31 protein-coding genes and 2 riboswitches are annotated in these 25,286 nt (G+C 70.0%); of the genes, 14 read left to right on the top strand and 17 right to left on the bottom strand.

What is annotated here, in order from left to right:
- Positions 1-44: 44 nt before the first annotated feature.
- A riboswitch (glycine riboswitch) is annotated at positions 45-141 on the bottom strand.
- A gap of 1 nt (position 142) precedes the next feature.
- Positions 143-243: riboswitch (glycine riboswitch) on the bottom strand.
- Between the two features lie 96 nt (positions 244-339).
- The 4 genes from DEJ28_RS04570 (at position 340) to DEJ28_RS04555 (ending at position 2,293) form a co-directional block, all read left to right on the top strand.
- Complete coding sequence (locus tag DEJ28_RS04570) at positions 340-726, top strand: BlaI/MecI/CopY family transcriptional regulator (protein WP_111116041.1); 387 nt, start codon at positions 340-342, stop codon at positions 724-726.
- A 13-nt stretch (positions 727-739) separates the two neighbouring features.
- Positions 740-1,477 carry a M56 family metallopeptidase gene (locus DEJ28_RS04565; RefSeq protein WP_111116040.1) on the top strand — a complete coding sequence of 246 codons (738 nt, stop codon included), beginning with the start codon at positions 740-742 and terminating at the stop codon, positions 1,475-1,477.
- A gap of 82 nt (positions 1,478-1,559) precedes the next feature.
- Positions 1,560-2,042, top strand: a complete 483-nt coding sequence (locus tag DEJ28_RS04560) for an FBP domain-containing protein (protein ID WP_111116039.1) — start codon at positions 1,560-1,562, stop codon at positions 2,040-2,042.
- Positions 2,039-2,293, top strand: a complete 255-nt coding sequence (locus DEJ28_RS04555; protein ID WP_111116038.1) for a hypothetical protein — start codon at positions 2,039-2,041, stop codon at positions 2,291-2,293. Before DEJ28_RS04560 ends, DEJ28_RS04555 begins: the two co-directional genes overlap by 4 nt.
- A 16-nt stretch (positions 2,294-2,309) precedes the next feature.
- Here the strand turns inward: DEJ28_RS04555 and DEJ28_RS04550 are convergent, their stop codons facing one another.
- Entirely contained in the window at positions 2,310-3,197 is an 888-nt protein-coding gene (locus tag DEJ28_RS04550) for a LysR substrate-binding domain-containing protein (protein WP_111116037.1), read from the bottom strand.
- Between the two features lie 68 nt (positions 3,198-3,265).
- On the opposite strand from DEJ28_RS04550, the gene DEJ28_RS04545 reads away from it, so the two are divergent.
- Genes DEJ28_RS04545 through DEJ28_RS04535 form a run of 3 tightly spaced genes read left to right on the top strand, consistent with a single transcriptional unit; the run spans position 3,266 to position 4,481 of the window.
- Positions 3,266-3,772 (top strand): GNAT family N-acetyltransferase, encoded by a 507-nt coding sequence (locus DEJ28_RS04545; protein ID WP_111116036.1) that lies wholly within the window; start codon positions 3,266-3,268, stop codon positions 3,770-3,772.
- 35 nt (positions 3,773-3,807) lie between these two features.
- Positions 3,808-4,263 (top strand): GNAT family N-acetyltransferase, encoded by a 456-nt coding sequence (locus DEJ28_RS04540; RefSeq protein ID WP_111116035.1) that lies wholly within the window; start codon positions 3,808-3,810, stop codon positions 4,261-4,263.
- A gap of 17 nt (positions 4,264-4,280) precedes the next feature.
- Positions 4,281-4,481, top strand: a complete 201-nt coding sequence (locus tag DEJ28_RS04535) for a hypothetical protein (RefSeq protein ID WP_111116034.1) — start codon at positions 4,281-4,283, stop codon at positions 4,479-4,481.
- A 17-nt stretch (positions 4,482-4,498) separates the two neighbouring features.
- Here DEJ28_RS04535 and DEJ28_RS04530 read toward each other — a convergent pair whose 3' ends face one another.
- On the bottom strand, positions 4,499-5,686 hold the full coding sequence (locus tag DEJ28_RS04530; RefSeq protein ID WP_258368103.1) for a MalY/PatB family protein: 1,188 nt from the start codon (positions 5,684-5,686) through the stop codon (positions 4,499-4,501).
- Between the two features lie 112 nt (positions 5,687-5,798).
- Between DEJ28_RS04530 and DEJ28_RS04525 the strand changes: the two genes are divergently transcribed.
- The 3 genes from DEJ28_RS04525 (at position 5,799) to DEJ28_RS04515 (ending at position 7,855) form a co-directional block, all read left to right on the top strand.
- Positions 5,799-6,575 (top strand): isocitrate lyase/PEP mutase family protein, encoded by a 777-nt coding sequence (locus DEJ28_RS04525; protein WP_111116032.1) that lies wholly within the window; start codon positions 5,799-5,801, stop codon positions 6,573-6,575.
- Positions 6,576-6,689: 114 nt separating this feature from the next.
- Positions 6,690-7,301 (top strand): HD domain-containing protein, encoded by a 612-nt coding sequence (locus DEJ28_RS04520; RefSeq protein ID WP_111116031.1) that lies wholly within the window; start codon positions 6,690-6,692, stop codon positions 7,299-7,301.
- Between the two features lie 266 nt (positions 7,302-7,567).
- Complete coding sequence (locus DEJ28_RS04515; RefSeq protein ID WP_146248869.1) at positions 7,568-7,855, top strand: hypothetical protein; 288 nt, start codon at positions 7,568-7,570, stop codon at positions 7,853-7,855.
- A gap of 56 nt (positions 7,856-7,911) precedes the next feature.
- Here DEJ28_RS04515 and DEJ28_RS04510 read toward each other — a convergent pair whose 3' ends face one another.
- From DEJ28_RS04510 to ychF, 5 genes are all read right to left on the bottom strand, one after another.
- Positions 7,912-8,352 carry a hypothetical protein gene (locus DEJ28_RS04510; protein ID WP_146248868.1) on the bottom strand — a complete coding sequence of 147 codons (441 nt, stop codon included), beginning with the start codon at positions 8,350-8,352 and terminating at the stop codon, positions 7,912-7,914.
- Between the two features lie 686 nt (positions 8,353-9,038).
- The gene (locus DEJ28_RS04505; protein ID WP_111116028.1) at positions 9,039-9,500 is read right to left on the bottom strand and encodes a DUF8821 family protein; all 462 of its coding nucleotides are present in this window, start codon (positions 9,498-9,500) and stop codon (positions 9,039-9,041) included.
- Positions 9,501-9,589: 89 nt separating this feature from the next.
- Entirely contained in the window at positions 9,590-10,105 is a 516-nt protein-coding gene (locus DEJ28_RS04500; RefSeq protein ID WP_111116027.1) for a GNAT family N-acetyltransferase, read from the bottom strand.
- A gap of 3 nt (positions 10,106-10,108) precedes the next feature.
- Positions 10,109-10,384: a type II toxin-antitoxin system TacA family antitoxin gene (locus DEJ28_RS04495; RefSeq protein ID WP_111116108.1), complete on the bottom strand. Its 276-nt coding sequence runs from the start codon at positions 10,382-10,384 to the stop codon at positions 10,109-10,111.
- A gap of 43 nt (positions 10,385-10,427) precedes the next feature.
- Positions 10,428-11,501 carry a redox-regulated ATPase YchF gene (gene ychF / locus DEJ28_RS04490; RefSeq protein WP_111116026.1) on the bottom strand — a complete coding sequence of 358 codons (1,074 nt, stop codon included), beginning with the start codon at positions 11,499-11,501 and terminating at the stop codon, positions 10,428-10,430.
- A gap of 76 nt (positions 11,502-11,577) precedes the next feature.
- On the opposite strand from ychF, the gene DEJ28_RS04485 reads away from it, so the two are divergent.
- From DEJ28_RS04485 to DEJ28_RS04470, 4 genes are all read left to right on the top strand, one after another.
- Positions 11,578-12,039, top strand: coding sequence for a hypothetical protein (locus DEJ28_RS04485; protein ID WP_111116025.1), 462 nt, complete (start codon positions 11,578-11,580; stop codon positions 12,037-12,039).
- Between the two features lie 116 nt (positions 12,040-12,155).
- Positions 12,156-12,791, top strand: a complete 636-nt coding sequence (locus DEJ28_RS04480; protein ID WP_258368102.1) for an exonuclease domain-containing protein — start codon at positions 12,156-12,158, stop codon at positions 12,789-12,791.
- Positions 12,792-12,835: 44 nt separating this feature from the next.
- Positions 12,836-13,297: an SRPBCC family protein gene (locus DEJ28_RS04475; protein ID WP_111116023.1), complete on the top strand. Its 462-nt coding sequence runs from the start codon at positions 12,836-12,838 to the stop codon at positions 13,295-13,297.
- A gap of 96 nt (positions 13,298-13,393) precedes the next feature.
- Positions 13,394-14,152 (top strand): GntR family transcriptional regulator, encoded by a 759-nt coding sequence (locus tag DEJ28_RS04470; protein ID WP_111116022.1) that lies wholly within the window; start codon positions 13,394-13,396, stop codon positions 14,150-14,152.
- Between the two features lie 25 nt (positions 14,153-14,177).
- Here DEJ28_RS04470 and DEJ28_RS04465 read toward each other — a convergent pair whose 3' ends face one another.
- The 10 genes from DEJ28_RS04465 to iolC form a co-directional block, all read right to left on the bottom strand.
- Positions 14,178-14,585 carry a tautomerase family protein gene (locus DEJ28_RS04465; RefSeq protein WP_111116021.1) on the bottom strand — a complete coding sequence of 136 codons (408 nt, stop codon included), beginning with the start codon at positions 14,583-14,585 and terminating at the stop codon, positions 14,178-14,180.
- A 148-nt stretch (positions 14,586-14,733) separates the two neighbouring features.
- Entirely contained in the window at positions 14,734-15,861 is a 1,128-nt protein-coding gene (locus tag DEJ28_RS04460; RefSeq protein WP_258368101.1) for a transaldolase family protein, read from the bottom strand.
- A complete protein-coding gene (locus tag DEJ28_RS04455; protein ID WP_111116020.1) occupies positions 15,858-16,727 on the bottom strand; it encodes a sugar phosphate isomerase/epimerase family protein in 870 nt (289 codons plus the stop codon). Before DEJ28_RS04455 ends, DEJ28_RS04460 begins: the two co-directional genes overlap by 4 nt.
- Positions 16,727-17,791 (bottom strand): Gfo/Idh/MocA family protein, encoded by a 1,065-nt coding sequence (locus DEJ28_RS04450; RefSeq protein ID WP_111116019.1) that lies wholly within the window; start codon positions 17,789-17,791, stop codon positions 16,727-16,729. The genes DEJ28_RS04455 and DEJ28_RS04450 overlap by 1 nt, the downstream gene beginning before the upstream one ends.
- A 33-nt stretch (positions 17,792-17,824) precedes the next feature.
- Entirely contained in the window at positions 17,825-18,778 is a 954-nt protein-coding gene (locus DEJ28_RS04445) for a sugar phosphate isomerase/epimerase family protein (protein ID WP_111116018.1), read from the bottom strand.
- Between the two features lie 32 nt (positions 18,779-18,810).
- Complete coding sequence (gene iolD, locus DEJ28_RS04440; RefSeq protein WP_111116105.1) at positions 18,811-20,700, bottom strand: 3D-(3,5/4)-trihydroxycyclohexane-1,2-dione acylhydrolase (decyclizing); 1,890 nt, start codon at positions 20,698-20,700, stop codon at positions 18,811-18,813.
- Positions 20,701-20,735: 35 nt separating this feature from the next.
- Entirely contained in the window at positions 20,736-21,668 is a 933-nt protein-coding gene (iolB, locus tag DEJ28_RS04435; protein ID WP_111116017.1) for a 5-deoxy-glucuronate isomerase, read from the bottom strand.
- An 8-nt stretch (positions 21,669-21,676) separates the two neighbouring features.
- A complete protein-coding gene (locus tag DEJ28_RS04430; protein ID WP_111116016.1) occupies positions 21,677-23,188 on the bottom strand; it encodes a CoA-acylating methylmalonate-semialdehyde dehydrogenase in 1,512 nt (503 codons plus the stop codon).
- Positions 23,185-24,174, bottom strand: a complete 990-nt coding sequence (locus tag DEJ28_RS04425) for a class I fructose-bisphosphate aldolase (protein WP_111116015.1) — start codon at positions 24,172-24,174, stop codon at positions 23,185-23,187. The genes DEJ28_RS04430 and DEJ28_RS04425 overlap by 4 nt, the downstream gene beginning before the upstream one ends.
- Positions 24,167-25,222, bottom strand: coding sequence for a 5-dehydro-2-deoxygluconokinase (iolC, locus tag DEJ28_RS04420; protein ID WP_258368100.1), 1,056 nt, complete (start codon positions 25,220-25,222; stop codon positions 24,167-24,169). Before iolC ends, DEJ28_RS04425 begins: the two co-directional genes overlap by 8 nt.
- Positions 25,223-25,286: the final 64 nt, after the last annotated feature.

Raw genomic sequence — 25,286 nt, 5'->3', positions numbered from 1 at the left:
TCTCCTGGCATCGACAGGACCCGACGACCGTCGTCGGGCGGAACTCCCCCTCTGTCATGTGCCTGAGAGTTTCACCGCGGCCCGTGAGGTCCGGCGGCTTTCACCGTGGGCGAGACGCACTGCGTCTGCTTTTCAGAGTGGCCTGCCCGTGGCGGTGTTGGACCTGAGAGATTGACGGGGAGGTTGCTCCTTCGGTGCCGTGCGTGTGCCGGGGCACTGCACGACGTCTCCCGCGACGGATGGTCGGCCGGTGTTCAGTTGTCCGCCCACGAGCATACCCAGCCCGCGTTACGGGCATGTGTCGTGTCCCAGCGGTTCGACATCTCGTAGAATGCACGGATGGCAGGACAGCGATCGCGCCCCCGTGGGCAGCTCGAGCAGGCGGTGCTCGACGCGCTCTGGTCCGCCGCCGAGACCTCGGACGCGGGACTCAGTGCCCGCCAGGTGCTCGACGCCTTCCCGGAGCCCCGGCCTGCGCTGACGACCGTGCTCACCGTGCTCGACCGGCTCGGCCGCAAGGGACAGGTGGAGCGCCAGCAGCACGACGACGCACCGCTCACCTTCCGTGCGACGAACAGCCGCGAGCAACAGACCGCCTCGCTCATGTCGAACGCCCTCGCCGCCGCGACCGACCGAGAGGCAGCCCTCCTGCAGTTCACCGGGTCGCTCGCCTCCGACGACCTCGACGTCCTCCGCCGCGCCCTCGACGCCCGATCGCGCTCCTGACGGTCCCGCTGCCGTGGTCGTCGCCGGAGTCGTCCTCATCGCGCTCGCCCTCGCGGTCGTGGTCCTCGCGCCCCGGTTCCTGACCCGCTCCGCGTGGACGATCGACCGGCCGCGCACCGCACTCGTCTCGTGGTCCGTCGCCGTCCTGCTCGGCGTCGCGGGGTTCGTCGCGGGCGTCGCGCTCGTCGTCCTCGCGAACCGGCCCATCGCCGACCCGTTCGGCCTCGACGACTCCCCGACCCACGGCCTCAACCTCGGCGTCGCCCTGCTCGCGGTCCTCGCGTTCGTCATCGCCGTACGCGTCCGCCCCGGGCCCGAGCACGAGGCCGTCCGCGAGGCGATGCGCTCCGGCGCGGCACCCCACCGCGAGATCGACGGCACCCCGGTCGCCGTCGTCGAGGCCGAGCACGCACTCGCGTGCGCCGTCCCCGGCCGGTCCGGCGGGGTGCTGGTGAGCACCGGGCTCGCGGACCGTCTCCGGACCGACGAACTGGAGGCCGTGGTCGCCCACGAACGAGCGCACCTGACCCAGCGCCACGCGGTCGCGGTCGGGGTCGCCGAGTCGATCGAGCGTGCGGTGCCGTGGATCCCGGGAGCGCGCGCCATGGCGCGCTCGACGCGCGTCCTCGTCGAGTTCGCGGCCGACGACGCCGCAGCCCGTCGTGTCGGACGTGACGCACTGCGCCGGGCCGTCCTGGTGGCGGACGGGACGAGCCCGCTCGGGGCGATCCGCGCCTCCCGTCTGTCCTGAGAGGCGATCCGCGACCGTGCCGCGACCCCGACGGCTTTCGTGAGTACCGCCTGTCGGAGGCGAGGCATAGGGTGAACGGACCGTGAAGCCACTGACCGAATCAGACATCCGTTCGTCGTTCGTCAACGCCACCCCGGACGAACTCGCCCAGCTGCCGATCCCCGGCCTGCACGAGACGCTGTGGGACGAACGCGAGTTCCTCGGCTGGCGTGACCCGCAGGCCGCCCGCCGTGGCTACATCGTGTCCTGGCTCGACGACCGCCCCGTCGGCATCGTGGTGCGGTCCGCCGGCGGATCGCTCCGCCCGGGCATCGCGGCCATGTGCTCGTTCTGCCACTCCCCGCAGCCCGCGACGCAGGTCCGCCTGTTCTCGGCGGCCCGCGCCGGCGAGTCCGGCCGGAACGGCAACACCATCGGCTCGTACATCTGCGAGGACCTCGGCTGCTCGATGCTCATCCGCACCGCGCCGCCGCACCTCAACCCGCCGGCCACGATCGCGATGCGTGGCGAGGCGCTGCTCGGCCGCATCCGCAACTTCACCGCGGACATCATGAAGACCGCGTGAGCCGGTTCAGCAGTGCACGGTGGGCGGTCGTCGAGGAACTCGGTGACGGCCGCTGGCGCCTGACCCTGCGCGACGAGGCCGACGACGAGCTCGGCGCGTTCGGCCTCGGGGTCGAGGGGCCGTGGGACCCGGACGTCGAACCGCACGTGGGGTTCGTGATCGCGCAGCTCGGTCTGACCCTGCGGGGCTCGCGGCCCTGGCGGGTGGACGAACTCGGCGACCAGCGCGCACCGGTGCTGCCGCTGGGCTGAGTCCGGTCGACGCGGATCACTCCGTCGCGGCGACGAAGTTCCGCAGGATCTCGCGGTCGTCCCCGGTGCGCGACGCCCAGGCGAGTTCGCTCCGGTGGTCGTCGCCGTCGAGCGGCAGGAGCACCACCGTGTCGGGAGCAGCGAGCGTCGCGCTCTCCGGTGCCACGGTCACGCCGAGACCCGCGCCGACGAGGTGGAGCACGGTCGCCCAGGTCGTCGCCTCCTGCACGACGACGGGGTGCCGGCCGCCCGCGACCACGGGCGCGAGGTTCCGCTCCGTGGCGAGAGCACCGGCCTCGGGCGGGAAGAACACGAACGGGTCGTCGAGCAGTTCCTCGCCGCGGATCGACGCGCGGCCGGCGAGCCGGTGTCCGCGCGGGACCGCGGCGACGAACCGCTCGCTCCGGAACGGCAGGAGCCGCACGGCCGGGTCCGGATCGGGGTCCCGGACGATCGCGAGGTCCAGCTCACCGCGGACGATGCGGGCGAGCAGCTGTGACGAGTACCCCTCGGTGAGTTCGACGCGGACGAGCGGGTAGCGCTCCCGGAAGACTTGCACACGCTCGATCGGACCGAGGGGCAGCGCCGACACGACGAACCCCACGTCGAGCCGACCGACCTCGCCCCGACCGACCCGGACGGCCTCGTCGAGGTCCCGGCGAGCCTGCTGCAGCAACGACCGTGCGCGCCCCTGCAGCACTCGGCCGGCCGGTGTCAGCGCGACGCTCCGGCTCGTCCGGACGAACAGGTCGACGCCGAGCTCGCGTTCGGTCCGGCGGATCTGCTGGGACAGCGCCGGCTGGGCGATGCGCAGGGTCGCCGCGGCACGGCCGAAGTGCAGCTCGTCGGCGACGGCGAGGAACGCTCGGAGCTGCCGCAGGTCGACCTCGGGTTCGCGATCCATGCACGCAGCGTATCGATCGGCGCGAACGAGTATTGGACGGAGCACGGACGGGCACCGAGGATGGGACCATGCCCGACGCCACGACCTCCGACGCGCTCACCATCGACGACCTCGCCACCGCTGCCGACGCCGACGCGTTCCGGATCCTCAACGAGGACTGGATCGGCCGGTTCTTCACCCTCGAGGACGAGGACCGCAAGCTCCTCGGCGACCCGCTCGGCCAGATCGTCGAACCCGGTGGCGCCGCCTTCGTCGCCCGCCTCGGCGAGGACGGCCCGGTCATCGGCTGCATCGGGATCGCGCCCGTCGCCCCCGGCGTGTTCGAGCTCGTGAAGATGGCCGTCTCCCCCGACCACCAGGGCCACGGCACCGGTCGGTTGCTCATCGCGACGGCGCTCGACCGCGCGCGGGCACTCGGCGCGCACCGGGTCGTGCTCGAGAGCAACGCGCAGCTGCGCAGTGCCGTGCACCTGTACGAGGCGTTCGGCTTCCGGCACCTCGGCCACGACGAGGTCGCGCCGAGCCCGTACGTCCGCGCCGACGTGCACATGGCGCTGGATCTCGTCGAACACTGACCATCGGGGCTCGCCGTCCGATAGCGTCCGACGAGATGCGGATCCACGAGCGAGCCGAGACCGACCTCGACCCCCTGGTCGAGGTGCTCTGGCGCGTCCACGGCACCGGCTACCCGGCGGGGTGGCCCGATGCTCCGCGCGAGTGGATCTCCCCCGACGGGCTCCTCGGCGCCTGGGTCGCGATCGACGACGACCAGGTCGTCGGCCACGTCGCCGTCGCCGTCCCCGCTCCCGGACGGATGGCCGAGCTCACCCGACTCTTCGTCGACCCGGCACACCGAGGCAAGGGCGTCGCCGACGCACTGCTCGCCGCCGCCGAGGACGCAGCGCCCGGCACCCACATGCGCCTCGACGTCACCGAGGAGACGCCCGACGCCTGGCGTCTCTACGAACGCCGCGGCTGGTGCATGACCGGGCGCGGACCCGCGGACTGGTGCAAGCCGTCCGGCGAGGTCCCCACCGTCCGGTACTACGCGAAGCGCGTCGGCTGAACCGGTACGCTCGCGCCATGGCGACACACGAGGTGCAGGCCGTCCGCGAGCGCGGCGCGTGGCAGGTGTTCATCGACGGGTTCCTGGTGACCGAGGTCACCAGGTGGCCGTCCGTCGGGTTCGTCGCCCGAGAATGGATCGCCCTGACCGAGGACGTGCCGGTGGGCGAGGTCGACATCTCCATCCGGGTCGTCGGCCGCAACCAGTACATCGCCTGACACGAGCGCCCCGTCGCTCACGCGACGTGCCAGACCAACCCCTCCTGCGCACTCGACGGGTACGCCGCTGCGATCCGCAGCACCGCCTCGCGCAGCGTGTCCGGTGAGCACGCCAGGTTGAGCCGGGCGAACCCGCGACCCTGCGAACCGAAGCCGAGCCCGGAGTTCAGCGCGACGTACGCGTGCTCCCGGAGGGGCACCGCCGGGTCGTCGCCGAGGCCGATGCCACGGAAGTCGAGCCAGGCCAGGTAGCCGGCGCGGGGACGGGTGTACACGACGCCGGGCAGGTGCTCCGCGAGGAGCTTCGCGAGCAACCGCTCGTTCGCCACGATCCGGGCGACCACGTCGTCGAGCCACTGGGTGCCGACGGTGAAGGCGGCCAGGTTCGCGTGCAGGCCGAGGATGCTCGTGCGGCACGCGACCTCTTCCCACAGGGTGTCGAGGAGCGCGGCCGTGCGGGGGTCACCGGCGACGATGATCGAGCACTTCACGCCCGCCAGGTTCCACCCCTTGCTGGCACTCGTCACGCACACGCTGCGCGCGCCCACCGGCTCGGCGATCGCCGCGAAGGGGGTGAACGCGACGCCCGGGTGGGTCAGGGGTGCGTGGATCTCGTCGCTGATGACGAGGACGTCGTACCGGGCGGCCAGTTCGGCGAGCGCCTGCAGGTCGGCGCGGTCGTGCACGAGGCCGACGGGGTTGTGCGGGTTGCAGAGGAGGAAGACCCCGACGCCGCTCGCGAAGGCGCGCTCGAGGGCCTCGAGGTCGAGCCGGTACACGCCCCACTGTTCGAGCAGGGGCACCTCCTCGACCTGACATCGGGCTTCTTCGACCAGTTCGAAGAACGGCGGGTACACCGGCGGCGTGATCGCCACGCGGCCGCCGTCGGGCAGCGCGAGCCGGAGTGACTCCACGATGCCGACGCTGACGTCGGTGGCGAGGTGGATCCGGGACGGGTCGATCTCCCACCCCCACCGCTCGAGCGCGAACGCGGCGAAGGCCGGGGCGAGCGGGCCGGGGCCGTCGAGGTACCCGAGGTCCGACTGCTGCACCCGCTCGATGAGCGCCTGCCGGATCTCCGGGGCGACGTCGTGGTCCATCTCGGCGACGAACAGGGGCAGCACGTCGGGCGCGTACCGCGTCCACTTGATGCTCGTCCGGACCCCGCGGAGCGTGCCGACCGGGTCCTCCTCGTCGCTCGCCATGCGTCCCAGCATGCATCCGACTGGAGGCGCGGCGCGAGTCCGGCCGTCATCTCGCGTCGTCTGCGGGTCGCATGGCGGCCGGGGGCCGACCCGTCGGCCTACTGTCGGCTCCATGAGCACGAGCACCGCCGACAAGGCCTCCATCCTCAAGCAGCTGCACGAAGCACCCGCGATCCTCCGGGTCGTGAACGTCTGGGACGCGATCAGCGCGAAGGTCGTCAGCGACCTGCCCGACACGAAGGCGATCGCGACCGCGGGGCACTCGATCGCCGCCTCGCACGGGTACGCGGACGGCGGGATGCCGCTCGACCTCGCCCTCGCCGGCGCCACCACGGTCGCAGCGGCCACCGACCTGCCCGTCACCGCCGACCTCGACGACGGCTACGAGGACCCGGCGGAGACGATCCGCCGTGCGATCGGCTCCGGGATCGTCGGCGCGAACGTCGAGGACCGCCTCCGCCCCTTCGACGAGGCAGTCGCCCGTGTCGCCGCCATCACCGCAGCCGCGCAGGCCGAGGGCATCGACTTCCAGCTGAACGCCCGCACCGACGCGATCGCCCGCGGCGGCGACCGTCCGATCGACGAGAGCATCGCTGACGCCATCGCACGCGGCAAGGCGTTCCTCGACGAGGGCGCGGCGCTCGTCTTCGTGCCGGGCGCGATCGAACGCTCCGTGGTCGAACGACTCGTCGACGGGCTCGGCCGCGGCAAGCTGTCGGTGATCGGCCTGCCGGGTGCACTGCCCGCCGCCGAGTACGAGGCCCTCGGCGTCGCCCGGATCTCGTACGGTCCGCTGACGCAGCGCGTCGCGCTGCGGGCGCTCCGCGACCTGGCGACCGACCTGTACGGCGGTGGCGTCGTGCCGGAGGACACCCCGACCCTCAACTGAACCACCGGACGGCCTGGAGGCGCGGTGCCAGCTGGCACCGCGCCTCCAGGCCGTCTGCTGACTGCCCTACCAACGTGTGCCGTTTGCAGGGCGGCGGCCCGCTACTGTCGTGCCATGAGTCTGGACGTCGACGCGCTGCTCGCCCCGCCCTCTCCCGTGGCCGCACGGGCGCTGGACGTCGTGCGCGAGTGGTCGTCGCCGGCGCTCGTCAACCACTGCCTGCGATCGTGGGCGTGGGCGTCGCTGCTCGCCCCGTCGGTCGGGCTCGAGCCGGACCGTGAGCTGCTGTTCGTCGCGACGATGCTGCACGACCTCGGGGTGACGCCCTCGTTCGACGCCCACACCGTGGCGTTCGAGGACGCCGGTGGCGCCGTCGGCGCGGTGTTCGCACGCGGAGCTGGCTGGGACGCCGACCGCGCGCGACGCGTCGGCGAGGTCATCGAGCGGCACATGTGGCGGTCCGTCGACCCCGCACTCGACGCCGAGGGTCACCTGCTCGAAGTGGCGACGTCACTCGACGTCTCCGGTGTCGGGTTCGACCACTGGGAGGCGACGGACCTGCGTGCCGTCACCGCTGTTGTTCCCCGCCTCGACTTCTCGGCGACGTTCGACGGGCTCATCCACGAGCAGGCCGGCCGGAAGCCCGCGTCGTCCGCAGCACGGCTCGACGGCTCCGGGAACGTCGCCGCGGGTGGCGCACGCTGGGCCGACTTCCTGCGCGTCTGAGGTCGGCCTGGACTTCTGCTGCTTGTCCGTGTAGTGTGTCTTGTTGGTGCATTGCAGCGAACCCATCTGACTCGCGCACACCGACCCCGTCTCGAAGCCGACTCACCCGAGTCGCATTCCCGCGAGACCCCCGCTCGATCCGAACGGACGAGCTGCACGTTGAAACTCGACGTGCGCGCCCCGCACTCGATGCGTCGCGCCGGACTCAGCCGTCCGCCGACACCGAGCCGCCCTGGCGCCGAATGACCAGGAAGTACCGCAACACCATGACCAGCAACGAACGAATCACCATCATCGGCACCGCCCTCGCGGCGCCGACAGTCTCCCCCGACCGCATCGCCGAGTTCGGTGTGCGCGACGAGCACTCGCAGCGCGAGTACCTCGTCCGCATCCCGGCCGACGACCTCGGTCTCTTCATCAGCCGCGGTGCCCGCGTGGACATCGACGGCGAGGCCGGCTGGACCGTGCCGGGCCGCTCGTGGCGCGGTGAGGCGAGCCGCACGCTCGTGCAGGCGCAGAGCGTCCGCGCGGGCGAACTGGCCCTCGCCGCCTGAACCCCAGGCACCACAGAACGGAAGCCGTCGAGCAGTGCTCGGCGGCTTCCGTCGTCTCAGGACAGGTCGGTGACCTGGTCGACGTTAGAGCCCCGGTCCGCGCCGGGGACCTGGTCCACGCCAGGGGCCTGGTCGACGCCGGGCGGATTGCGGTCGCGGGCGCTCCTGTCCGGCTCGTCGGCGCCGCGGAACCGGAACCCGCCGTCCGCGTCGACCGGCCGCTTCACCCCCGCCCGCTCGGACGCGTCGCGCAGGTGCCGGATGAACACGTGGTCCTCCGGCTCGAGCTCGTCGTCCGGAGCGGCGCTCAGCGTGAGTTCGCTCGCGGGGCCGATCAGGACCGTCGTGCGCGTCACCGAGCCGTCGTCGGCCACCGCGGGGATCGCCACCGTGTCCGTGCGTCCGTTCGCGCCGAGGATCGCCGCGTAGTCGAGGAGCGCGTCGGCGATCTCGTCCCCGGTCATGATCTCCGTGCCGTCGTAGTGGATGTACTTCACGATGCCTCCCACCCTCGACGCTAGGTCGGTGGGTTCCGCGTGCACTCAACATGTGCGTGCAACGGCCAGAACCGGTTGCAGTCCTCCGTCCGCTACCCGGTTCGCCGAGCTGCGCTGATGATCTGCGAGCCGGCACTCAAGATGCCAGGGAACATCACGGCAAGCGCGATACCGGCGTGCCCCGTGACGATCAAGATCAGGCCGGCCGCCAAGGCGCTGAGCGTGAGCAGCTGGGCCCCGATGGCTCCGACCGACACCGAAGTCGCCTCGGCCCTGCTGAGTCGTTCGATTGCGTCAGCCGCAACGCCTTCACTTCGGAGGTGACATTCAATGAGCTGTCGGGCAGAGCCCGGAACGACTTCCTCGTACTCAGCCAAGGTGCGCGGTGATGCTACTGGCCCGCTGAACAAGTCCGCAGCGGCGAATGCGAGCACGTCCCCGGAGCTGACATCGAGCCCTGGAGGCGTGCCTTCGTCTGCGTGGCAGTTGCGCGCTTCTCCTGCAGCACGATGCGCATCGCTCGGGCACGAGACGTGTCCCCGGTGAGTCCGACGAACAGTCCGTGCATCGTGTTCTTCGTCATAGTCGTCATCGTCGTGCTCCATGTCCTGCCCGCCGTCTTGATCGTCGGACAAGCCTGACGGACATCGGCACCGGAGCCAAACATGTTGTAGGTCGAGTGGGAGTCAGTACTCGCCCTTGACGACGAAGTACGAGCCCCGGATCGTCCCCGCGAGCTTCGACTTCTGTCGCGCGAACTTGAAGGCGCCGAGCTCATCCGGCACTTCCATGCCGTCCGACAGCTTGAAGCCGACAGCACGCTTCCCACCGGGATCGAGCGTGTACAGCACGTTGATGGCGAGACCGGACTCGTAGAAGACGTACGTCCACCGGACCCCGTCGACGAGCACTTCGGTCGCCTCGAGGGGCGGCGAGCTGATCACGATGCCGCGCTCGTCCTCGAGCACACGGGCGACGTAGTCGACGAGGTCCGGGACGTCCGCCGCCGGGTGCGTCGTGAAGACGTGGTCGTACTTGTTCATGAAGTACCGCGCCTCGTTCGCGCGGAGGCCTGCGAGCGCGTCGGTCACGGGCGAGGACTCGACTCCCACGGTTGACACGTTCTCGAAGTCGACGACGTACGACATGGAGGCCTCCTCGTTGTGCGGCTCAGCGCCAACCTAGTGCCTCAGGTGCGTCGCTCGAAGCCCATCGTGGCCCGGATGCGGTCCCCGGGTCAGCGCGCCGCGGATGCGATTGTCGATTCGGCGTCGGCGATCAGCAGGTACATGCAGCGCGCCGTCTCGGGGACCCGTGAGAATCCGTATCGCTCGTAGAACGCGACTGCATCGTCGTCGAGCGCGTAGACGATGACCGCGCGGGCCCCGACCAACCGTGAAGCCTCGATGCTCTTGAGGAGCGCATCCTGCAGCAGACTCGCACCGAGTCCCATGCCCTGGAACTCGGAGTCCACGGCCAACCGTCCGATGAGAACGACCGGAATCGGATCGGGCATGTTCCGCCGGAGGGCGCCGGGCGCATCTTCCGAGCGGAGCGAACTCGCCGACAAGCAGTAGTACCCGGCGACCCGGTCCGTCTCCTGGTCGACCGAGATGAACGTCCGGGAGGCCCCTCCGGCTTCGTTCCGGATCGCTCTGATCTGGAGCCAGCTCGTCAGGGAGGGCTTCCCGCAGTCGAACGCGCTGGTGTCGTCGTGCTTCGTGATCGGCCGCGGGCGCAGGAGTGCCGTCATGCGTCAGTCGACGAAGACGCTCGGGCGTGCGAGCAAGTCGGCAAGACCGGCGACGGACCTGGCCGGACGATCGAGGATCGCTGAAAAGGCATCGAAGCTCTTCGCCGACATCGCGATCTCACGCTCTCGACGGATCGTGTCCTCAGCGTGCTCGACGAGCACGCTGACCGAGAAGTCGGTGACGGAGCGCCCGGAGATCGCGGCCGCTTCCTCTATCTCGCGCTTCTGCTCCGGGGTCAGTCGGAGATCGAGCCGGTCAGACTTCCGTACGGTGGACATGTGGGAAGTGTACGGCAATTCGCCGTACACGTCCTTCCGTCGGTCAGTTGTTGAAGCGGAACTCCACCACGTCGCCGTCCTGCATGACGTAGTCCTTGCCCTCGATGCGGGCCTTGCCGTGGGCACGAGCCTCGGCGATCGATCCGACTTCGATGAGGTCCGCGAACGAGATGACCTCGGCCTTGATGAAGCCCTTTTCGAAGTCGGTGTGAATGACACCGGCAGCCTGCGGAGCCTTCCAGCCCTTGCCGATCGTCCACGCCCGCGACTCCTTCGGCCCGGCGGTGAGGTACGTCTGCAGCCCGAGGGTGTCGAAGCCGATGCGTGCGAGCTGGTCGAGGCCGGACTCGGTCTGGCCCGTGGACTCGAGCAGCTCCGCGGCGTCGGCGGGATCGAGGTCGATGAGCTCGGACTCGACCTGGGCGTCGAGGAAGACGGCCTGGGCGGGTGCGACGAGCGCGGCGAGTTCGGCCTTGCGGGCGTCGTCGGTCAGGATCGCCTCGTCGACGTTGAACACGAAGATGAACGGCTTGGCGCTGAGCAGCCCGAGCTCCTTGATCGGCTCGAGGTCGATCGAGGTCGCGGACAGCAGGACGCCCTTCTCGAGCGCCGCCTTCGCCTCGTTCGCGGCTTCGAGCACACCCGGCTCGGCCTGCTTGAGCTTCACGGTCTTCTCGTACCGCGGCAGCGCCTTCTCGATGGTCTCGAGGTCGGCGAGGATCAGCTCGGTGTTGATGACCTCGAGGTCGTCCTTCGGGGAGACCTTGTTCGCCACGTGCACGACGTCGTCGTCGGTGAACCCGCGGACGACCTGCGCGATGGCGTCGGCTTCGCGGATGTTCGCGAGGAACTTGTTGCCGAGACCCTCGCCCTCGCTCGCACCCTTGACGATCCCGGCGATGTCGACGAACGACACCGGCGCGGGCACGGTCTTCTCCGAGTGGAAGAGCTCCGCCAGCTGGTCCAGCCGCGGGTCGGGCAGGTTCACCACGCCGATGTTCGGCTCGATCGTCGCGAACGGGTAGTTCGCCGCGAGGACCTGGTTCTTGGTCAGGGCGTTGAACAGGGTCGACTTGCCGACGTTCGGGAGACCGACGATTCCGATGGTGAGTGCCACGGGAGGACAGCCTAACCTGCGCGCGCTGTGTCCCGAGGTGGCAGCGTGGTCGGGACGACACGGATGGAGGACGTCGATGTGGTTCGAACGTGACCGGCGCGGTGTGCACTCGATGGGGACGGACGCGCGAGGGCAACGTCGGTACTTCAGCGCGGAGACGATCGCCGCGATCGAGGCGCTCCCGCTGGCCGAGCTCGAGGCCCTGCACGATGCACTCGCCGAGCTCGAGGCCGACGTCCTCGTCGACTACGACCCCGAGGACGAGTCGATCGACCACGCGGACGAGGACGGGTACCGCTTCGTCCGACCGCCGACGAGCATCGCGTTCCCGCCGGTGACGTCCGACTTCGACACGGCCTTTACCGCTCACGTCGAGGGCCTGCCGAAGCGTTGGCGCCTCGATGCGTCGGCACTCGCCTTCGAGCTCGTCGGCACCGTTCTCGCTCCGTACTGGGCCGAACAGCGGGCACGGCGGAGTGCGACGTGGCGGCTGACCGCCAGGCGCCAGCACGGGTCCCGCCGGGTGCGACGGCGCTGACGCAACGACGCAGCGACGCAGCGACGCAGCGACGCGACAGCACAGCAAGCGCCGGACGCAGCGCAACGCCGACCCGGGTTCCGGCGATGTCGGCGCCGCGTGCGACGATCGGGAACGTGCCGTTGAACTTCACCGCGATCGACTTCGAGACCGCGAACAGCTCGCCCGCCAGCGCCTGCTCCGTCGGACTCGTCAAGGTCCGAGCGGGGAAGGTGGTCGATCGGGCCTCGTGGTTCATCCGACCGCCGCTCGGACACGACGCCTTCCTCGAGTGGAACACCCGCATCCACGGGATCGTCGCGTCGGACGTCCTGCACGCGAAGTCGTGGGAGCAGCAGTACCCGGACCTCGTCGCCTTCGCCGAGGGTGACGTGCTCGTCGCGCACAACGCCCGCTTCGACATGGGTGTCATCGCCGGCGGCTGCTCGGCCACGGGCATCGACATCGCCGAGCACCACTCGATGTGCTCGCTGCAGGTCGCCCGGAAGACGTACACGCTCGACTCGTACCGCCTGCCGATGGCCGCGATGGCCGCCGGGTTCGAGGGGTTCCAGCACCACGACGCCGCGGCGGACGCCGAGGCCTGCGCCGCGATCGTCGTGCACGCGGCCGGTCACCACGGTGCCGACACGGTGGAAGCGCTCGGCGCCGCCACCCGGGTGACGATCGCCCCGGTCCGGGCTCGGGTCGAGAAGCCTCGGACGGCCGGGCAGCCGCGACTGTCGAACCGCCCGATGATCTTCGCCGACTGACGAGCACCGGTGCCGGATCGGCGGCGCAGCACTACTGTCAGCACATGGCAGACAAGACCTCGACGATCCAGCGCTCGATCGTCATCGCAGCACCGGCGGACTCGATCACGCCGTACTTGGCGAACCTGCACCGGTGGGTCGACTGGTCGCCCTGGGAAGGCCAGGATCCCCAGCTGCAGCGCACCTACGGCGGCGAACCGGGATCGGTCGGCTCGACGTACGCCTGGAAGGGCAACCGCAAGGCGGGCGCGGGCGACATGACCGTCACCCGGATCGCCCCGACGGAGGTCGACATCGATCTCCGTTTCACGGCTCCCTTCAGGTCCACGAGCGCGTGCGGGTTCCGTCTCACCGAGGAGAAGGGTCGGACCCGGGTGCTGTGGACGATGACGAGCCCACGGAACCTCGCATCGCGTGTGATGGGCGTGTTCATCGACATGGACAAGCTCATCGGCGGTGACTTCGAGAAGGGACTCGCGAAGCTGCAGGCGGCAGCGGAGCGCTGACGGGAGTGGCTCGTCCGGGACGCGTGACCCCCGGTGGTATTGTCACGACAATCCCTCGGCACCGCTGCCGAACCCGCACTCCCCCGAAGGACCGCGATGACCAACGATGGCCAGCTGCCGTCCGACCTGTTCATGGACCTGGACCGGTCGGGTCCGATGCCCCTCTACTTCCAGGTCGCCTCGCGCATCGAGGAGTCGATCCGTTCCGGCGCGATGCCCCCGGGTGCCCGTCTCGAGAACGAGATCGCGCTCGGTGAGCGGCTCGGCCTGTCCCGCCCGACGATCCGTCGTGCGATCCAGGACCTCGTCGACAAGGGACTGCTGGTCCGTCGACGCGGCATCGGCACGCAGGTCGTGCACGGTCCGGTCACCCGCAAGGTCGAGCTGACGAGCCTGTACGACGACCTCGCCCAGGGGTCGCAGGGTCCGGCGACCACACTGCTCGAGCGGAACGACGTGCCGGCGTCCGACGTCGTCGCCGAGGCGCTCAGCGTGGAGCCGGGCACGATGGTCGCGCACATCCGCCGTGTCCGCTTCGCCGAGGACGTGCCGATGGCGATCCTCGAGAACTACCTGCCGCCGGAGTTCCTCGAGATCACCGACGAGGACCTGCGGAACCACGGGCTCTACCAGCTCCTCCGCAGCCGCGGTGTCACGATGCGCGTCGCGAAGCAGCGGATCGGTGCTCGTGCGGTCACCGACGAAGAGGCGAACCTGCTCGAGATCGAGGACGGCGACCCGGTGCTCACGATGAGCCGGACGGCGTACGACGCGTCGGGCCGCGCGGTCGAGTACGGCGTGCACTGCTACCGCCCCGACCGCTACTCGTTCGAGGTCACGCTCGTCGACAAGTAGGCATCAGGCGAGTGACGGCGATCCGTCACGCGAGTGACGGCACCCCGAGTTCGCCCGTCACGTACTGCGCCCGCCCGAAGCCGAACGACCAGTCCTGCGGCCCGTTCTCGACGTAGCCGATGAAGACGTCCTCCGATGCGAGGCCGATGGCGGCCAGCGCGTCGTGGATCGCCGCGTAGAGGGTCGTCTTCGCCTCGTCGGTGCGCCCGCGCTGCGTGAAGACCTGGATCATGACGACCCCCTCGGTGCGTTCGAACCCGAGGCCGGCGTCCTCGGCGATGATCTGCTGCGTCGGGTGCTCAGTGACGATCTGGAACCGGTCACGGACCGGGATGCCGTAGACGTCGACGATGGCGGTGTGGATCGCGTCGGCGATGGCACGGACGGCCTCCGGGCTGCGCCCGGCGGTGAAGTCGATACGGACGAGCGGCATGGCGCCTCCTGTAGTTCCGGACTTTGTCCTGACAAACTAACATGGATGGCAAACGCGCGCGACACCGCCTGGAGGCCCGCCACCGGTCTCGTGGACCGGCACCGGGCCTCCAGGGCGGTGCGTCTGCGCGCGGGGCGCGACCCGTGGCTCAAACCGCAGGCACGATGATGTCGCGCACCAGCGCGTCGAGCTTGGCGTCCGCGTCGAGGAACTGACGCAGCGTCGTGACGGTCGCCCCGAAGCGGTCGAACTCGTCGATCGTCATCCCGTCGACGTCGTACCCACGGGCGAACTCGGGCGTCGCGGCTCGGAGCGCGTCGATGACGTGCGCCGGGACCTCGTCGTCGATCGCGTCCGGTCGGAACGGGAACGCGTTGTCGTTGATGTCCTTCGACCACTGGAACGGCGGCGACACCACCAGGTCCCCGCCCTGGAACTCCGACCACTGCAGCGCGTTCCGGAACGCGGCGACGAGCACCCGCGACCGGAATCCCCGCTCGCGGAACACCCGGTAGGCGTTCTTCACCGCGGCGACGCCGGCCCACTCGAGGTACCCCGGGTCGATCATCACGTGGTCACGCTTGACGGCGGTCTTCAGCCAGTCGTCGAACCGGCCGGCCATCAGCGTCACGACGTGTCCGAACTCCTGGTCCGGGAGTCCGTCGGCGGCACGACGGTCGAGCGCTCGCTCGATCGCCTCACCCACGGCGACGACCTGCGGCACCGTGAACGACACCGTCGCGTTGATCGAGACACCGCGGTAGGCGGCCTCTTCGATGGCGGCGATGCCGACCTTCGTCGCGGGGATCTTCACGATGATGTTCGGCGCGAGCTGCGAGAACCGCACGGCCTGCTCGACGAGGGCGTCCTGGTCACGGTGGAAGCGGGGGTCGGTCTGCATCGACAGGCGGCCGTTGCGTCCGCCCGAGGCCTCGAACGCGGGCAGGAGCTGCTCGGCGGCGGCGATCGAGAGTTCCTCAACCGCCTTCCAGCCGATCCAGGACTCCCCCGCCGTCGGGTGCTCGGCAGCGATCTGCCGGATCCGCGGCTCCCACGTCTCCGGGTCCTGCTGGATGCAGGTGTACGCGATGACCGGGTTGCACGTCGCGCCGACGGCACCGTACTCGTGGATCGCGGTGGACAGCTCGCGCGGGTCGGCGGAGTCGTTCCACAGCGCGGTGACCGTCTGTTCGGCGGCCTGCAGGGTGACGGGACGGGTGTCGACGTCGGTGGACGCCGGGGCCTCGAGGGCCGTTTCGGTCGGTGCAGTCGTCATCGGTGCAGTCCCTTCTTGATCGTGTCGAGCTGGAAGCGGGAGACCTCGTCGGCGTTCTCGTCCTCGGCGAAGACGCTCGAGACGGCGACGGTGTCGTCGCGGCTGGTGAAGCCGACGCGGTCGAGGGCTGCCCAGAAGGCGTCGAAGTCCACGTCCGCCTGGCCGACCGGCAGGTGCTGGTGCACGCGCACCGGGTTGCCGGGCGGGTTCGTGATGTACCGCAGGCCGTGCGACCGGTGGTGGTCGTACGCGTCGGCGACGTGGATCAACTGCAGCGAGTCACCGGCGGCGTCGATGATCTCGTCCATGTTCCCGCCGTAGTGGAACGTGTGGCAGGCGACGTAGACGAACCCGACCTGCTTCGAGTTGAGGCCGCGGATGACCCGGAGCGCCTCGAGCCCGTCCTCGACGAAGTCGTCGGGGTGCGGGTCGATGAGCACCCGGATGCCCGCGTCCTCGATGATCGGCAGGAGCTCCTCCATCGACCGGTAGAAGGCGTCCTCGGACTCCTCGGGGTGCTCGGGCCGACCGGAGAACTCGGTGTTGATCGTGTCCACACCGAGGCGCTTCGTGATCTCGATGACCCGCTTCCACTTCCGGACCGCGGCTTCGCGGGCGTCGCGGTCGGGGCCGGACCAACGCAACACGGGCAGGACGCTCGCGACCTGCACGCCCGCCGCCGAGCACGCGGCGGCGAACGCGTTGACGAGCTCGTCATCGGCCTTCGGGTGCCGGTAGAACGGGATGAAGTCCCTGTGCGGCGTGAGCTGCAGGTACTCGTACCCGAGGTCCGCGACCTTCTGCGGGAACTCCAGCAGCGACAGGTCGTGGTGGTACGGGGTGGGGTCGAGGGCGATCTTCGGCATCAGGCTCCCGCAGCGGCCGACTCGAGCGCGTCGGACGTCGTGTCGTAGAACGCCGGCTTCACCGTCGCGTACGACACCTGCTCGAGCGCCCCGGACTGCTGCGCACGCACGGCGACCTCGGCGACGACGGACGCCGTGTAACCGTCCCAGGCGCTCGGGCCGTCGATCCCGCCGTGCTTCGCGGCGTCGACCCAGCGCTGCACCTCTTCGTCGTAGGCGGCACCGAAGCGCTCGACGAACGACGGCGTGACGCCCTGGCCCGACATCCCCTGCGACACCAGGTTGAGCGAGGTCTCGCGTCCGATGTACGCGACACCCGACTCGAAGACGGCGTCGGTCGTGACCTGGTAGCCGAACTGGGCGTTCACGTTGATCTCGACGATCGCCATCGTGCCGGACTCGGTCGTGAACAGGACGAACTGCGGCTCGGGCAGGTCGGCCGGCGCGAGCGAGTTCTTGCGCGGCTTCTTCACCTCGACGCTCGTGATCGCCTCGCCCGTGATGAACGGGATGATGTCGATCTCGTGGATCACCGAGTCGTGGATGAGCATCGACTCGCTGAAGTTCGGCGGGGTCGTCGGGTTGCGGTGCGCGTGGTGCAGCGCGAGCAGGGCACCGTTCGACCCGGACTCGCGGAGTGCGCGGAGCTCCTGGTAGCCCTTGTCGAAGCGGCGCATGAACCCGACCTGGATCTTCGGGCGGTCGGACTTCGCCTGCTCCAGCTCGACGATGCGGAGCGAGTCCGCGGCGCTCGTCGTGAGGGGCTTCTCGCAGAGCACGGCGAGCCCGCGCTCGATCGCCGGCACGAGCACCGGTTCGTGCAGGAAGCCCGGGGTGGCGACGATGACGGCGTCGATCGGGGTGGCGTCGAGCGCTTCCTCGAACGAGGCAGCGGTGATCGCACCTGGTGCCTTCGCGGCCGCGGCTGTGGCACGCGCGGTGTCGGGGTCGACGATGGCGACGACGTCGGCGCCGGCGATGGTCGAGGTGATGCGACGGATGTGGTCGCTGCCCATGGCGCCCGCGCCGACGACGGCGACGCGGAGGTTGTCAGTGGTGCTCATGGTGTTCTCCTGGGGTTGGCGGCGCTGGCTGCGTCAGGACGCGCGGGCGGCGGACGTGGAACCGAAGATGTGCTGGAACGTGCGCTCGGCGATCGGGCCGGGAGCGTCGACGGAGCAGCCGTACATGTCCTGCTCGACGATGCCGAAGACGTCCGGGTTGATCGCGGCCACGGCCTCGATGATCGGCGCGAGTGCCGGCGTGCCGTGCGGCGGTTCGGTCATGATGCCCTGCGACACGGCGGTGGCGAACGGCACGTCGTTCTTCAGGACGTCGAACAGCAGGTCCGTGTCGACCTGCTTGAGGTGCAGGTAGCCGATGCGCTCCGGGTGCTGCGCGATGAGCTTCAGGTTGTCGCCGCCGTAGTACGCGAAGTGGCCGGTGTCGAGGCAGAGGTTCGTGTACTCCGGGTTGGTGACCTCGAGGAAGCGCACGGTCTCCTTGTACGTGCCGACGTGGCTGTCGGCGTGCGTGTGGAACTGCTGGTGGACGCCGTACTCCTCGAGCAGGGCCTTGCCGAGCTGGTCGTGGCCCGCGCCGAGGCGCTGCCACTGCTCGTCCGTCAGCGTCCGGGACTCCAGCACCTCTTCGGTGGCGTCGGAACGCCAGAGGTCCGGGATCGTGACCAGGTGCTCGGCGCCGAGCGCGGCGGCGAGACCGGCGACCTTGACCGCCTGGTCCCACGCCCGCTGGAACTGGTCCTCGCCCTTGTGGAACCCCGTGAACACGGTGCCCGCGGAGAGCTTCAGCCCACGGGACTCCAGCTCGTCGGACAGCTGCGCGGGGTCGGTCGGCAGGTACCCGTAGGGTCCGAGCTCGATCCATTCGTAGCCGGCCGTGGCCGCTTCGTCGAGGAAGCGCTGCCACGGGACCTGCTTCGGGTCGTCGGGGAACCAGACGCCCCACGAGTCGGGGGCGGTGCCGATCCGGATCGATGCCGGTGCCGCGTCGGTGGACGGGCTGCCGATGGGGGTGGCGGTGTCGGTCATGACGTCGCTGTCGCTTTCTGTCTCAGGGGGTTTCAACCGAGCAGCGGCCGCTGCGCCGCGACCTGCTGCTCGTACTCGGCGCGTGCGGCCTGCGTGCTCTCGAGCGTGGAGGTCTGCGCGACCGGCACGTCCCACCAGCCGTCGCCGTCCGGGGCGTAGACGAGCGGGTCCGAGTTGATGTGCACGAGGGTGGTGTGGTCGTTCGCCTTCGCCTGACGCACCGCGGCCTTGAGGTCCTCGATGCTGTCCGGGCCGGGCTGCACCTCGATGACGTCGACGCCGTACGAGCGGGCGTTCGCCGCCAGGTCGACGGGCAGCGGGTCGCCGTTGTCGAACGACTGGGTCTCGTCGAGGTAGCGGTACCGGGTGCCGTACCGCTCGGAACCGACGGTCTCGGAGAGGTGCCCGATCGACGCGTACCCGTGGTTCTGGATGAGCACGACGATGATCTTGATGCCCTCGGCCACCGCGGTGACGAGTTCGGTGTGCAGCATCAGGTACGAGCCGTCGCCGACCATGACGACGGCGTCGCGGTCCGGAGCGCCGCGGCGGACGCCGATGCCCCCGGCGATCTCGTAGCCCATGCACGAGAACGCGTACTCGACGTGGTAGCCGAGTTCGTCGCGCACCCGCCAGAGCTTGTGCAGGTCACCCGGAAGCGAGCCGGCCGCCTGGATCACGACGTCACGCGGATCGGTCACCGACTGCACGGCACCGATGATCTCCGTCTGCCCGGGCAGCGCGTTGCCGGACGGTGCGAACGCGGCATCGACGAGGGTGTCCCACTCGGCCTTCCGCGACGCGATCTCGGACGCGTAGCCGGGCTCGACGACGTACGCCGTGCCCGAGGTGAGCGACGCGGTCAACGCGATCAGCGCCTCCCTTGCGTCCGCGATGAGCGGGAGCTGCGTGCCGTGCTTGTACGCGTCGAACGCCGCGACGTTGACGTTCACGAACGTGACGTCGGGGTTCTGGAACGCCGTGCGCGACGCCGTGGTGAAGTCGCTGTAGCGGGTGCCGATGCCGATGACGACGTCCGCCTTCGCGGCGATCGCGTTCGCGGCGGCCGTGCCCGTGGCGCCGATGCCGCCGAGGTACTGCGGGTGGTCCCAGACGAGTGAACCGCCACCGGCCTGCGAGGTGCCGACGGGGATGCCCGTCGCCTCGACGAACGCACGGAGCTCGTCCGCGGCGTCGGAGTAGAGGACCCCGCCACCCGCGACGATGACCGGGCGTTCCGCGTTCCGGATCGCCTCGACGGCACGTGCCAGCGGACCGTGCTCGGGCAGCGGCCGGCGGATGTGCCACTCGCGGGGCTGCAGGAACGCGACCGGCACGTCGAGCCCCTCGGCCTGCACGTCCTCGGGCAGCGCGATCGTCACCGCACCGGTCTCGGCCGGGTCGGTGAGCACCCGCATCGCCGCGAGCGCGATCGAGAACAGCTGCTCGGGCCGGTCCACGCGGTCGAAGAACCGGGAGAGGGGACGGAACGCATCGGTGACCTGCAACGAGGTGTCGTGCGGCATCTCGATCTGCTGCAGCACCGGGTCGGTGGTGCGCGTCGCGAACGTGTCGGACGGCAGCAGCAGTGCCGGCAGCCGGTTCGTCGTCGCGAGGGCCGCGGCCGTCAGCATGTTCGCAGCCCCCGGGCCGACGGACGCGGTGGACGCGTAGGTGGCACGGCGACGGTGCATGCGGGCGAACCCGACGGCCTCGTGCACCATCGCCTGCTCGTTGCGGGCCTGGTGGTACGGCAGCAGACCGGGCTGCTCGACGTGGAGCTGCTTGATGGCCTGGCCGAGACCGGCGACGTTGCCGTGCCCGAAGATGCCGAAGATCCCCGGGATGGTGCGCTCGCGGACGTCCCCGTCGACGGTCCACTGGTTGGCCAGGAACTCGACGAGTGCCTGACCGACGGTCATCCGACGCGTCGCGCCGGCCTGGCGCGTGGTGGTGGTCACGCGTCCTCCTTCTGCTCGTGCTCGTAGGGCAGACGCGGGTCGAGCTGCTCGCTCGCCCACGCCTGACGGACCCAGCCGTGAGCGGGGTCGTCGGTGATGTTCCAGACGCGCTCCGGGTCGGGCCCGGCCATCACGTTGAGGTAGTACATGTCGTAGCCCGGTGCGGCGACCGCGGGTCCGTGCCAGCCGTACGGCACCAGCGCGATGTCGCCGGTGCGCACCTGGCGGAACTCGTCGATCGCGCGGTCGTCCGAGGCGTACGTCCGGTGCAGCGCGAACGGGTCGGCAGCGTCGGGGGCGATCCCCGCGAGACCGCGGGAGACCGCTGCCTCGTAGTAGTAGATCTCCTCGAGGTTCGACTCCTCGCCGGGCACGTTCGTGTCGTGCTTGTGCGGCGGGTACGACGACCAGTTCCCCGCCGGCGTGATCACCTCGCACACGATGAACTTCACGGCGTCGAGGGCCGCCGGGGTGCCGAAGTTGTGCACCTGGCGGCTCGACTGACCGGCACCACGGAGCTCGACCGGCACGTCCTGTCGGGCCACGTGCGTGGTCGGCTTGACGGTGTCGGTCGGCGCCTCGGCCACGGCGACGCGGCCGCTGCCCGTGATGGTCGCCGAGGTGCCGGAGCCCAGGTACAGGACGTCGGTCGGACCGTCGAAGACGCTGCTGCGTCCCTGCAGGTCCTGTTCGCCGTCACCGGCATCGCCCCGGTACGTCACGTGGAACGCCCCGGCGAGCGGCACGACGATGCGCTCCACGGCATCGGCCTGGAGGCGCAGCTCGCCCCCGTCGGTCAGCGCGCCCGTCCGGAGCCCGGTGTGCGCCCACCCCGAGGTGCGACCGTCGACCACGTCGGTCCAGCCAGCCTCGGGCCGGGAGCCTGCCGTGATGAACCACTGGTCGTGCTGGTGCTGTTCGTTCGCCATGCTGCGCGTCAGTTGTTCGACGGGAAGCCGAGGTTGATGCCGCCGTGCGACGGGTCGAGCCACCGGCTCGTGATCGCCTTCTGGCGGGTGAAGAAGCTGACACCGTCGGCGCCGTACGCCTTGTGGTCGCCGAACAGCGAGTTCTTCCAACCGCCGAACGAGTAGTACGCGACCGGGACGGGGATCGGCACGTTGATGCCGATCATGCCGACCTGCACGTCACGCTGGAAGCGCCTGGCGGCGCCACCGTCGTTGGTGAAGATGGCGGTGCCGTTGCCGTACGCGCCCGAGTTGATGAGCTCGAGGCCCTCTTCGTACGTCGCGACCCGGACGATGCTGAGCACCGGCCCGAAGATCTCCTCGGTGTAGACGCGGCTGGTGGTGGGCACCTGGTCGATGAGCGTCGGGCCCAGCCAGAAGCCGTTCTCGTCGCCGTCGGGTCGGACGGTGCGGCCGTCCACCACAACCACCGCACCGTCCTGCTCTGCGACCTCGATGTACGAGGCGACCTTGTCACGGTGCTGCTTCGTGACGAGCGGCCCCATGTCGCACCCGCGACGCCCGTCGCCGATGCGCAGGGTGGCCGCGCGCTCCGTGATCTTCTCGATGAGCTCGTCCGCGACCGGCTCGACCGCGACGACGACCGAGATGGCCATGCAGCGCTCACCGGCGGAACCGAAGCCCGCGTTGATGGCGTTGTCGGCGACGAGGTCGAGGTCGGCGTCGGGCAGGACGAGCATGTGGTTCTTCGCGCCGCCGAGGGCCTGCACGCGCTTGCCGTGCTTCGTGCCGGTCTCGTAGACGTACTGCGCGATCGGCGTCGAGCCGACGAACGAGATCGACTCGACGTCGGGGCTCGTCAGCAGGCCGTCGACGGAGAGCTTGTCGCCGTTGAGGACGTTGAAGACGCCGTCGGGGAGCCCGGCCTCCTTGAACTTCTCGGCGAGCCAGATGGCCGCGGACGGGTCCTTCTCGCTCGGCTTCAGCACGACTGTGTTGCCGGCGGCGATCGCGATCGGCAGGAACCAGAGCGGCACCATGGCCGGGAAGTTGAACGGGCTGATGATCCCCACGACGCCGAGCGGCTGGCGGATCGAGTACACGTCGATGCCGGTCGACACCTGGTCGGAGAACTCGCCCTTCATGAGGCTCGGGATGCTCGTGGCGAGCTCCACGACCTCTTGCCCGCGGGCGATCTCACCGAGCGCGTCGTCGATGACCTTGCCGTGCTCGGAGGTGATGATCTCGGCGAGCTCGGCCTTGTCGCGGTTGAGGACCTCGCGGAAGGCGAAGAGGATCTGCTGCCGCTTGGCGAGCGACAGGTTGCTCCACTTCGGGAACGCCGCCTTGGCACTGGCGATCGCGGCCTGGATCTCGGCCTCGTCGGCGAGGGCGACCTGCTTCGTGGCCACACCGATCGCCGGGTCGTACACGGGCGCGGTGTTGCCCGAGGTCGAGTCGACGCGTGCGCCGTCGATCCAGTGGCCGACGGTGGTGAGGACGGTGTCCGAGAGTGTCATGCGTTGCTTCCTTCCGAGACGTGCTGGTTCATCGTCGCGGAGCCGTCGAGGTCCGTGGCGCTGTCGTTCGATGCTGTGGAGAACCGGGTGTGCGATCCGCCGTTGTGGACGAGTCCCGCGGCCACGTCCACCGCCGAGGCGACGTCACCGTCCGGCGGGTAGAGCAGGGTGCGACCCACCACCAGGCCGCGGACCCCTGGCAGTGCCAGGGCGTCGGCCCACTTGGCGTAGGTCTCGAGCGGTCGCGAGGACGGATCGCCGCCGAGCAGGAGCGTCGGCAGCGTCGTCGCCGCCATCACCCGCTCCATGTCGTCGACGACGGGGATCTTCAACCAGCTGTAGGCGCTCGACTCCCCGAGACCCGCGGCGATCGCCATCGACGTGATGACGGCGTCCGCGCTGAGGTCGTTGACCACCCGGCCGTCCCGCCATTCCGACATGAACGGCTCGAGCATGATCGGCAGCCCGAGCGCGGCGGCCTCGCTGACCGCCTTCGCGGTGGCCTCGAGCGTCGGCGCGGTGCCGGCGTCCGCCAGGGCGACACGGACGAGCAGCTTGGCGAAGTCGAGCCCGGCGTCCTTGATGGCCGCCGCCGAGTACGCCGTGTACCGGTCGTCCATCTCGAAGGTGGCTCCGCGCAGGCCGCCGCGGTTCATCGAGCCGACCACGACCTTGTCGTCGAGGGCGCCGAGGAGCGCGAGGTCCTCGATGATGTCCGGCGTCCCGAGGACACCGTCGACACCGGGTCGACCGAGGGCCGTGACGAGTCGCTCGAGCAGGTCGTAGCGGTCAGCCATGGCGGACTCGTCGTCGCGGACAGCCAGGGCACCGCGTGCCGGGTGGTCGGCTGCGACGATGAAGAGCTTGCCGTCGTCGGCGAGCAGGGAGCGCTTGCGACGGGCGTCGAGCGTGGCACGCACCAGGTCGGGCTGGCCGGCGCGGATGTCCCGGAGGCGCTGGAAGTCAGCGGGGCTGAGCTCAGGCATGGACCGTCTCCTCGGTGTTCGTCTCACCCGTGTTCGTCTCACCCGTGTTCGTCCCACCCGTGCTGGTCGTGCCGTCGGCGGGGTTGGCCTGGATGAAGGCGTCGATCTCGTCGCTCGTCGGCATCGCCGTCGAGCACTCGAAGCGCGTGGCGACGATGGCGCCGGCGGCGTTCGCGAAGGCGAGGATGCGCTCGAGGTCCCAGCCCTGCAGCAGGCCGTGCGTGAGCGCCCCACCGAACCCGTCGCCCGAGCCGAGGCCGTTGACGACGTCGATGTGGTGCGGCCGGAACTCGACGGAGGCGTCGCGGGTCTTCGCCAGCACGCCCTTGGGTCCCTGCTTCACGACGGCGATCTCGACCCCGCGCTCGAGCAGGGCGTCGGCGGCACGCACCGGGTCGGTCTCGCCCACGGCGACCTCGCACTCCTCGCGGTTGCCGACGGCGACGGTGGCGTGCTCGAGGGCGACGGCGACCTCGCGGGTGGCGGCCTCGGGCGAGGACCAGAACATCGAGCGGTAGTCGAGGTCCAGCACGGTGTGCAGCTTCGTGTCGTTCCGGGCGGCACTCCGTGCCTCGTAGGCCACGTGGTGCGCCTGTCGGCTCGGCTCCTCGCTGAGGCCGGTCACCGTGGTCCAGAACACCCTCGCGCGCTCGATCTCGTGGAGCGGCAGCGACTTCGCGGTGATCATGAGGTCCGGCGCCTTGGGAGCCCGGTAGAAGTAGAGCGGGAAGTCGTCCGGCGGGAAGATCTCGCAGAACGCGACGGGCGTGTTGAGGCCGTCGACCGTGGTGACGAACTCGTTGGCGACGCCGAACTCCGGCAGCGTGCGGGCGATGTAGCGACCGAAGGGGTCGTTGCCCGTGCGGGTGATGACGGCGGCGTCCGCGCCGTGGCGGGCCGCGGCGATCGCGACGTTCGTGGCGCTGCCGCCGACGGACTTCGAGAAGGTCGACACGTCCTCGAGCGGGCCCGTCTGCTGCGGGTAGATGTCGACGCTCACGCGACCCATGGTGATCACGTCGTAGGCGTGGGGAGCTCGGTTCGTCATGCGACGTGGTGGACCTTCCGTGCGGCTTCATCGGCGGACGATCACGACTGTACACCGTGTTTGC

Source organism: Curtobacterium sp. MCPF17_002, assembly GCF_003234115.2.
Taxonomy (GTDB): Bacteria; Actinomycetota; Actinomycetes; order Actinomycetales; family Microbacteriaceae; genus Curtobacterium.
Note: the sequence above shows the minus strand (reverse complement) of the source record. Positions and strands in the feature narration are given on the sequence as shown.

What these genes read in the sequence shown, in the direction of transcription:
- DEJ28_RS04460 (WP_258368101.1), bottom strand. Translation starts at nt 15,861, where the DNA reads ATGACGACTGCACCGACCGAAACGGCCCTCGAGGCCCCGGCGTCCACC.
- DEJ28_RS04450 (WP_111116019.1), bottom strand. Translation starts at nt 17,791, where the DNA reads ATGAGCACCACTGACAACCTCCGCGTCGCCGTCGTCGGCGCGGGCGCC.
- DEJ28_RS04545 (WP_111116036.1), top strand. Translation starts at nt 3,266, where the DNA reads ATGCCCGACGCCACGACCTCCGACGCGCTCACCATCGACGACCTCGCC.
- DEJ28_RS04445 (WP_111116018.1), bottom strand. Translation starts at nt 18,778, where the DNA reads ATGACCGACACCGCCACCCCCATCGGCAGCCCGTCCACCGACGCGGCA.
- DEJ28_RS04530 (WP_258368103.1), bottom strand. Translation starts at nt 5,686, where the DNA reads ATGGCGAGCGACGAGGAGGACCCGGTCGGCACGCTCCGCGGGGTCCGG.
- DEJ28_RS04520 (WP_111116031.1), top strand. Translation starts at nt 6,690, where the DNA reads ATGAGTCTGGACGTCGACGCGCTGCTCGCCCCGCCCTCTCCCGTGGCC.
- iolD (WP_111116105.1), bottom strand. Translation starts at nt 20,700, where the DNA reads ATGACCGTCGGTCAGGCACTCGTCGAGTTCCTGGCCAACCAGTGGACC.
- DEJ28_RS04485 (WP_111116025.1), top strand. Translation starts at nt 11,578, where the DNA reads ATGTGGTTCGAACGTGACCGGCGCGGTGTGCACTCGATGGGGACGGAC.
- DEJ28_RS04475 (WP_111116023.1), top strand. Translation starts at nt 12,836, where the DNA reads ATGGCAGACAAGACCTCGACGATCCAGCGCTCGATCGTCATCGCAGCA.
- DEJ28_RS04505 (WP_111116028.1), bottom strand. Translation starts at nt 9,500, where the DNA reads ATGTCGTACGTCGTCGACTTCGAGAACGTGTCAACCGTGGGAGTCGAG.
- iolC (WP_258368100.1), bottom strand. Translation starts at nt 25,222, where the DNA reads ATGACGAACCGAGCTCCCCACGCCTACGACGTGATCACCATGGGTCGC.
- DEJ28_RS04455 (WP_111116020.1), bottom strand. Translation starts at nt 16,727, where the DNA reads ATGCCGAAGATCGCCCTCGACCCCACCCCGTACCACCACGACCTGTCG.
- DEJ28_RS04550 (WP_111116037.1), bottom strand. Translation starts at nt 3,197, where the DNA reads ATGGATCGCGAACCCGAGGTCGACCTGCGGCAGCTCCGAGCGTTCCTC.
- DEJ28_RS04425 (WP_111116015.1), bottom strand. Translation starts at nt 24,174, where the DNA reads ATGCCTGAGCTCAGCCCCGCTGACTTCCAGCGCCTCCGGGACATCCGC.
- DEJ28_RS04535 (WP_111116034.1), top strand. Translation starts at nt 4,281, where the DNA reads ATGGCGACACACGAGGTGCAGGCCGTCCGCGAGCGCGGCGCGTGGCAG.
- iolB (WP_111116017.1), bottom strand. Translation starts at nt 21,668, where the DNA reads ATGGCGAACGAACAGCACCAGCACGACCAGTGGTTCATCACGGCAGGC.
- DEJ28_RS04495 (WP_111116108.1), bottom strand. Translation starts at nt 10,384, where the DNA reads ATGTCCACCGTACGGAAGTCTGACCGGCTCGATCTCCGACTGACCCCG.
- DEJ28_RS04465 (WP_111116021.1), bottom strand. Translation starts at nt 14,585, where the DNA reads ATGCCGCTCGTCCGTATCGACTTCACCGCCGGGCGCAGCCCGGAGGCC.
- DEJ28_RS04515 (WP_146248869.1), top strand. Translation starts at nt 7,568, where the DNA reads ATGACCAGCAACGAACGAATCACCATCATCGGCACCGCCCTCGCGGCG.
- DEJ28_RS04470 (WP_111116022.1), top strand. Translation starts at nt 13,394, where the DNA reads ATGACCAACGATGGCCAGCTGCCGTCCGACCTGTTCATGGACCTGGAC.
- DEJ28_RS04570 (WP_111116041.1), top strand. Translation starts at nt 340, where the DNA reads ATGGCAGGACAGCGATCGCGCCCCCGTGGGCAGCTCGAGCAGGCGGTG.
- DEJ28_RS04430 (WP_111116016.1), bottom strand. Translation starts at nt 23,188, where the DNA reads ATGACACTCTCGGACACCGTCCTCACCACCGTCGGCCACTGGATCGAC.
- DEJ28_RS04540 (WP_111116035.1), top strand. Translation starts at nt 3,808, where the DNA reads ATGCGGATCCACGAGCGAGCCGAGACCGACCTCGACCCCCTGGTCGAG.
- DEJ28_RS04500 (WP_111116027.1), bottom strand. Translation starts at nt 10,105, where the DNA reads ATGACGGCACTCCTGCGCCCGCGGCCGATCACGAAGCACGACGACACC.
- DEJ28_RS04525 (WP_111116032.1), top strand. Translation starts at nt 5,799, where the DNA reads ATGAGCACGAGCACCGCCGACAAGGCCTCCATCCTCAAGCAGCTGCAC.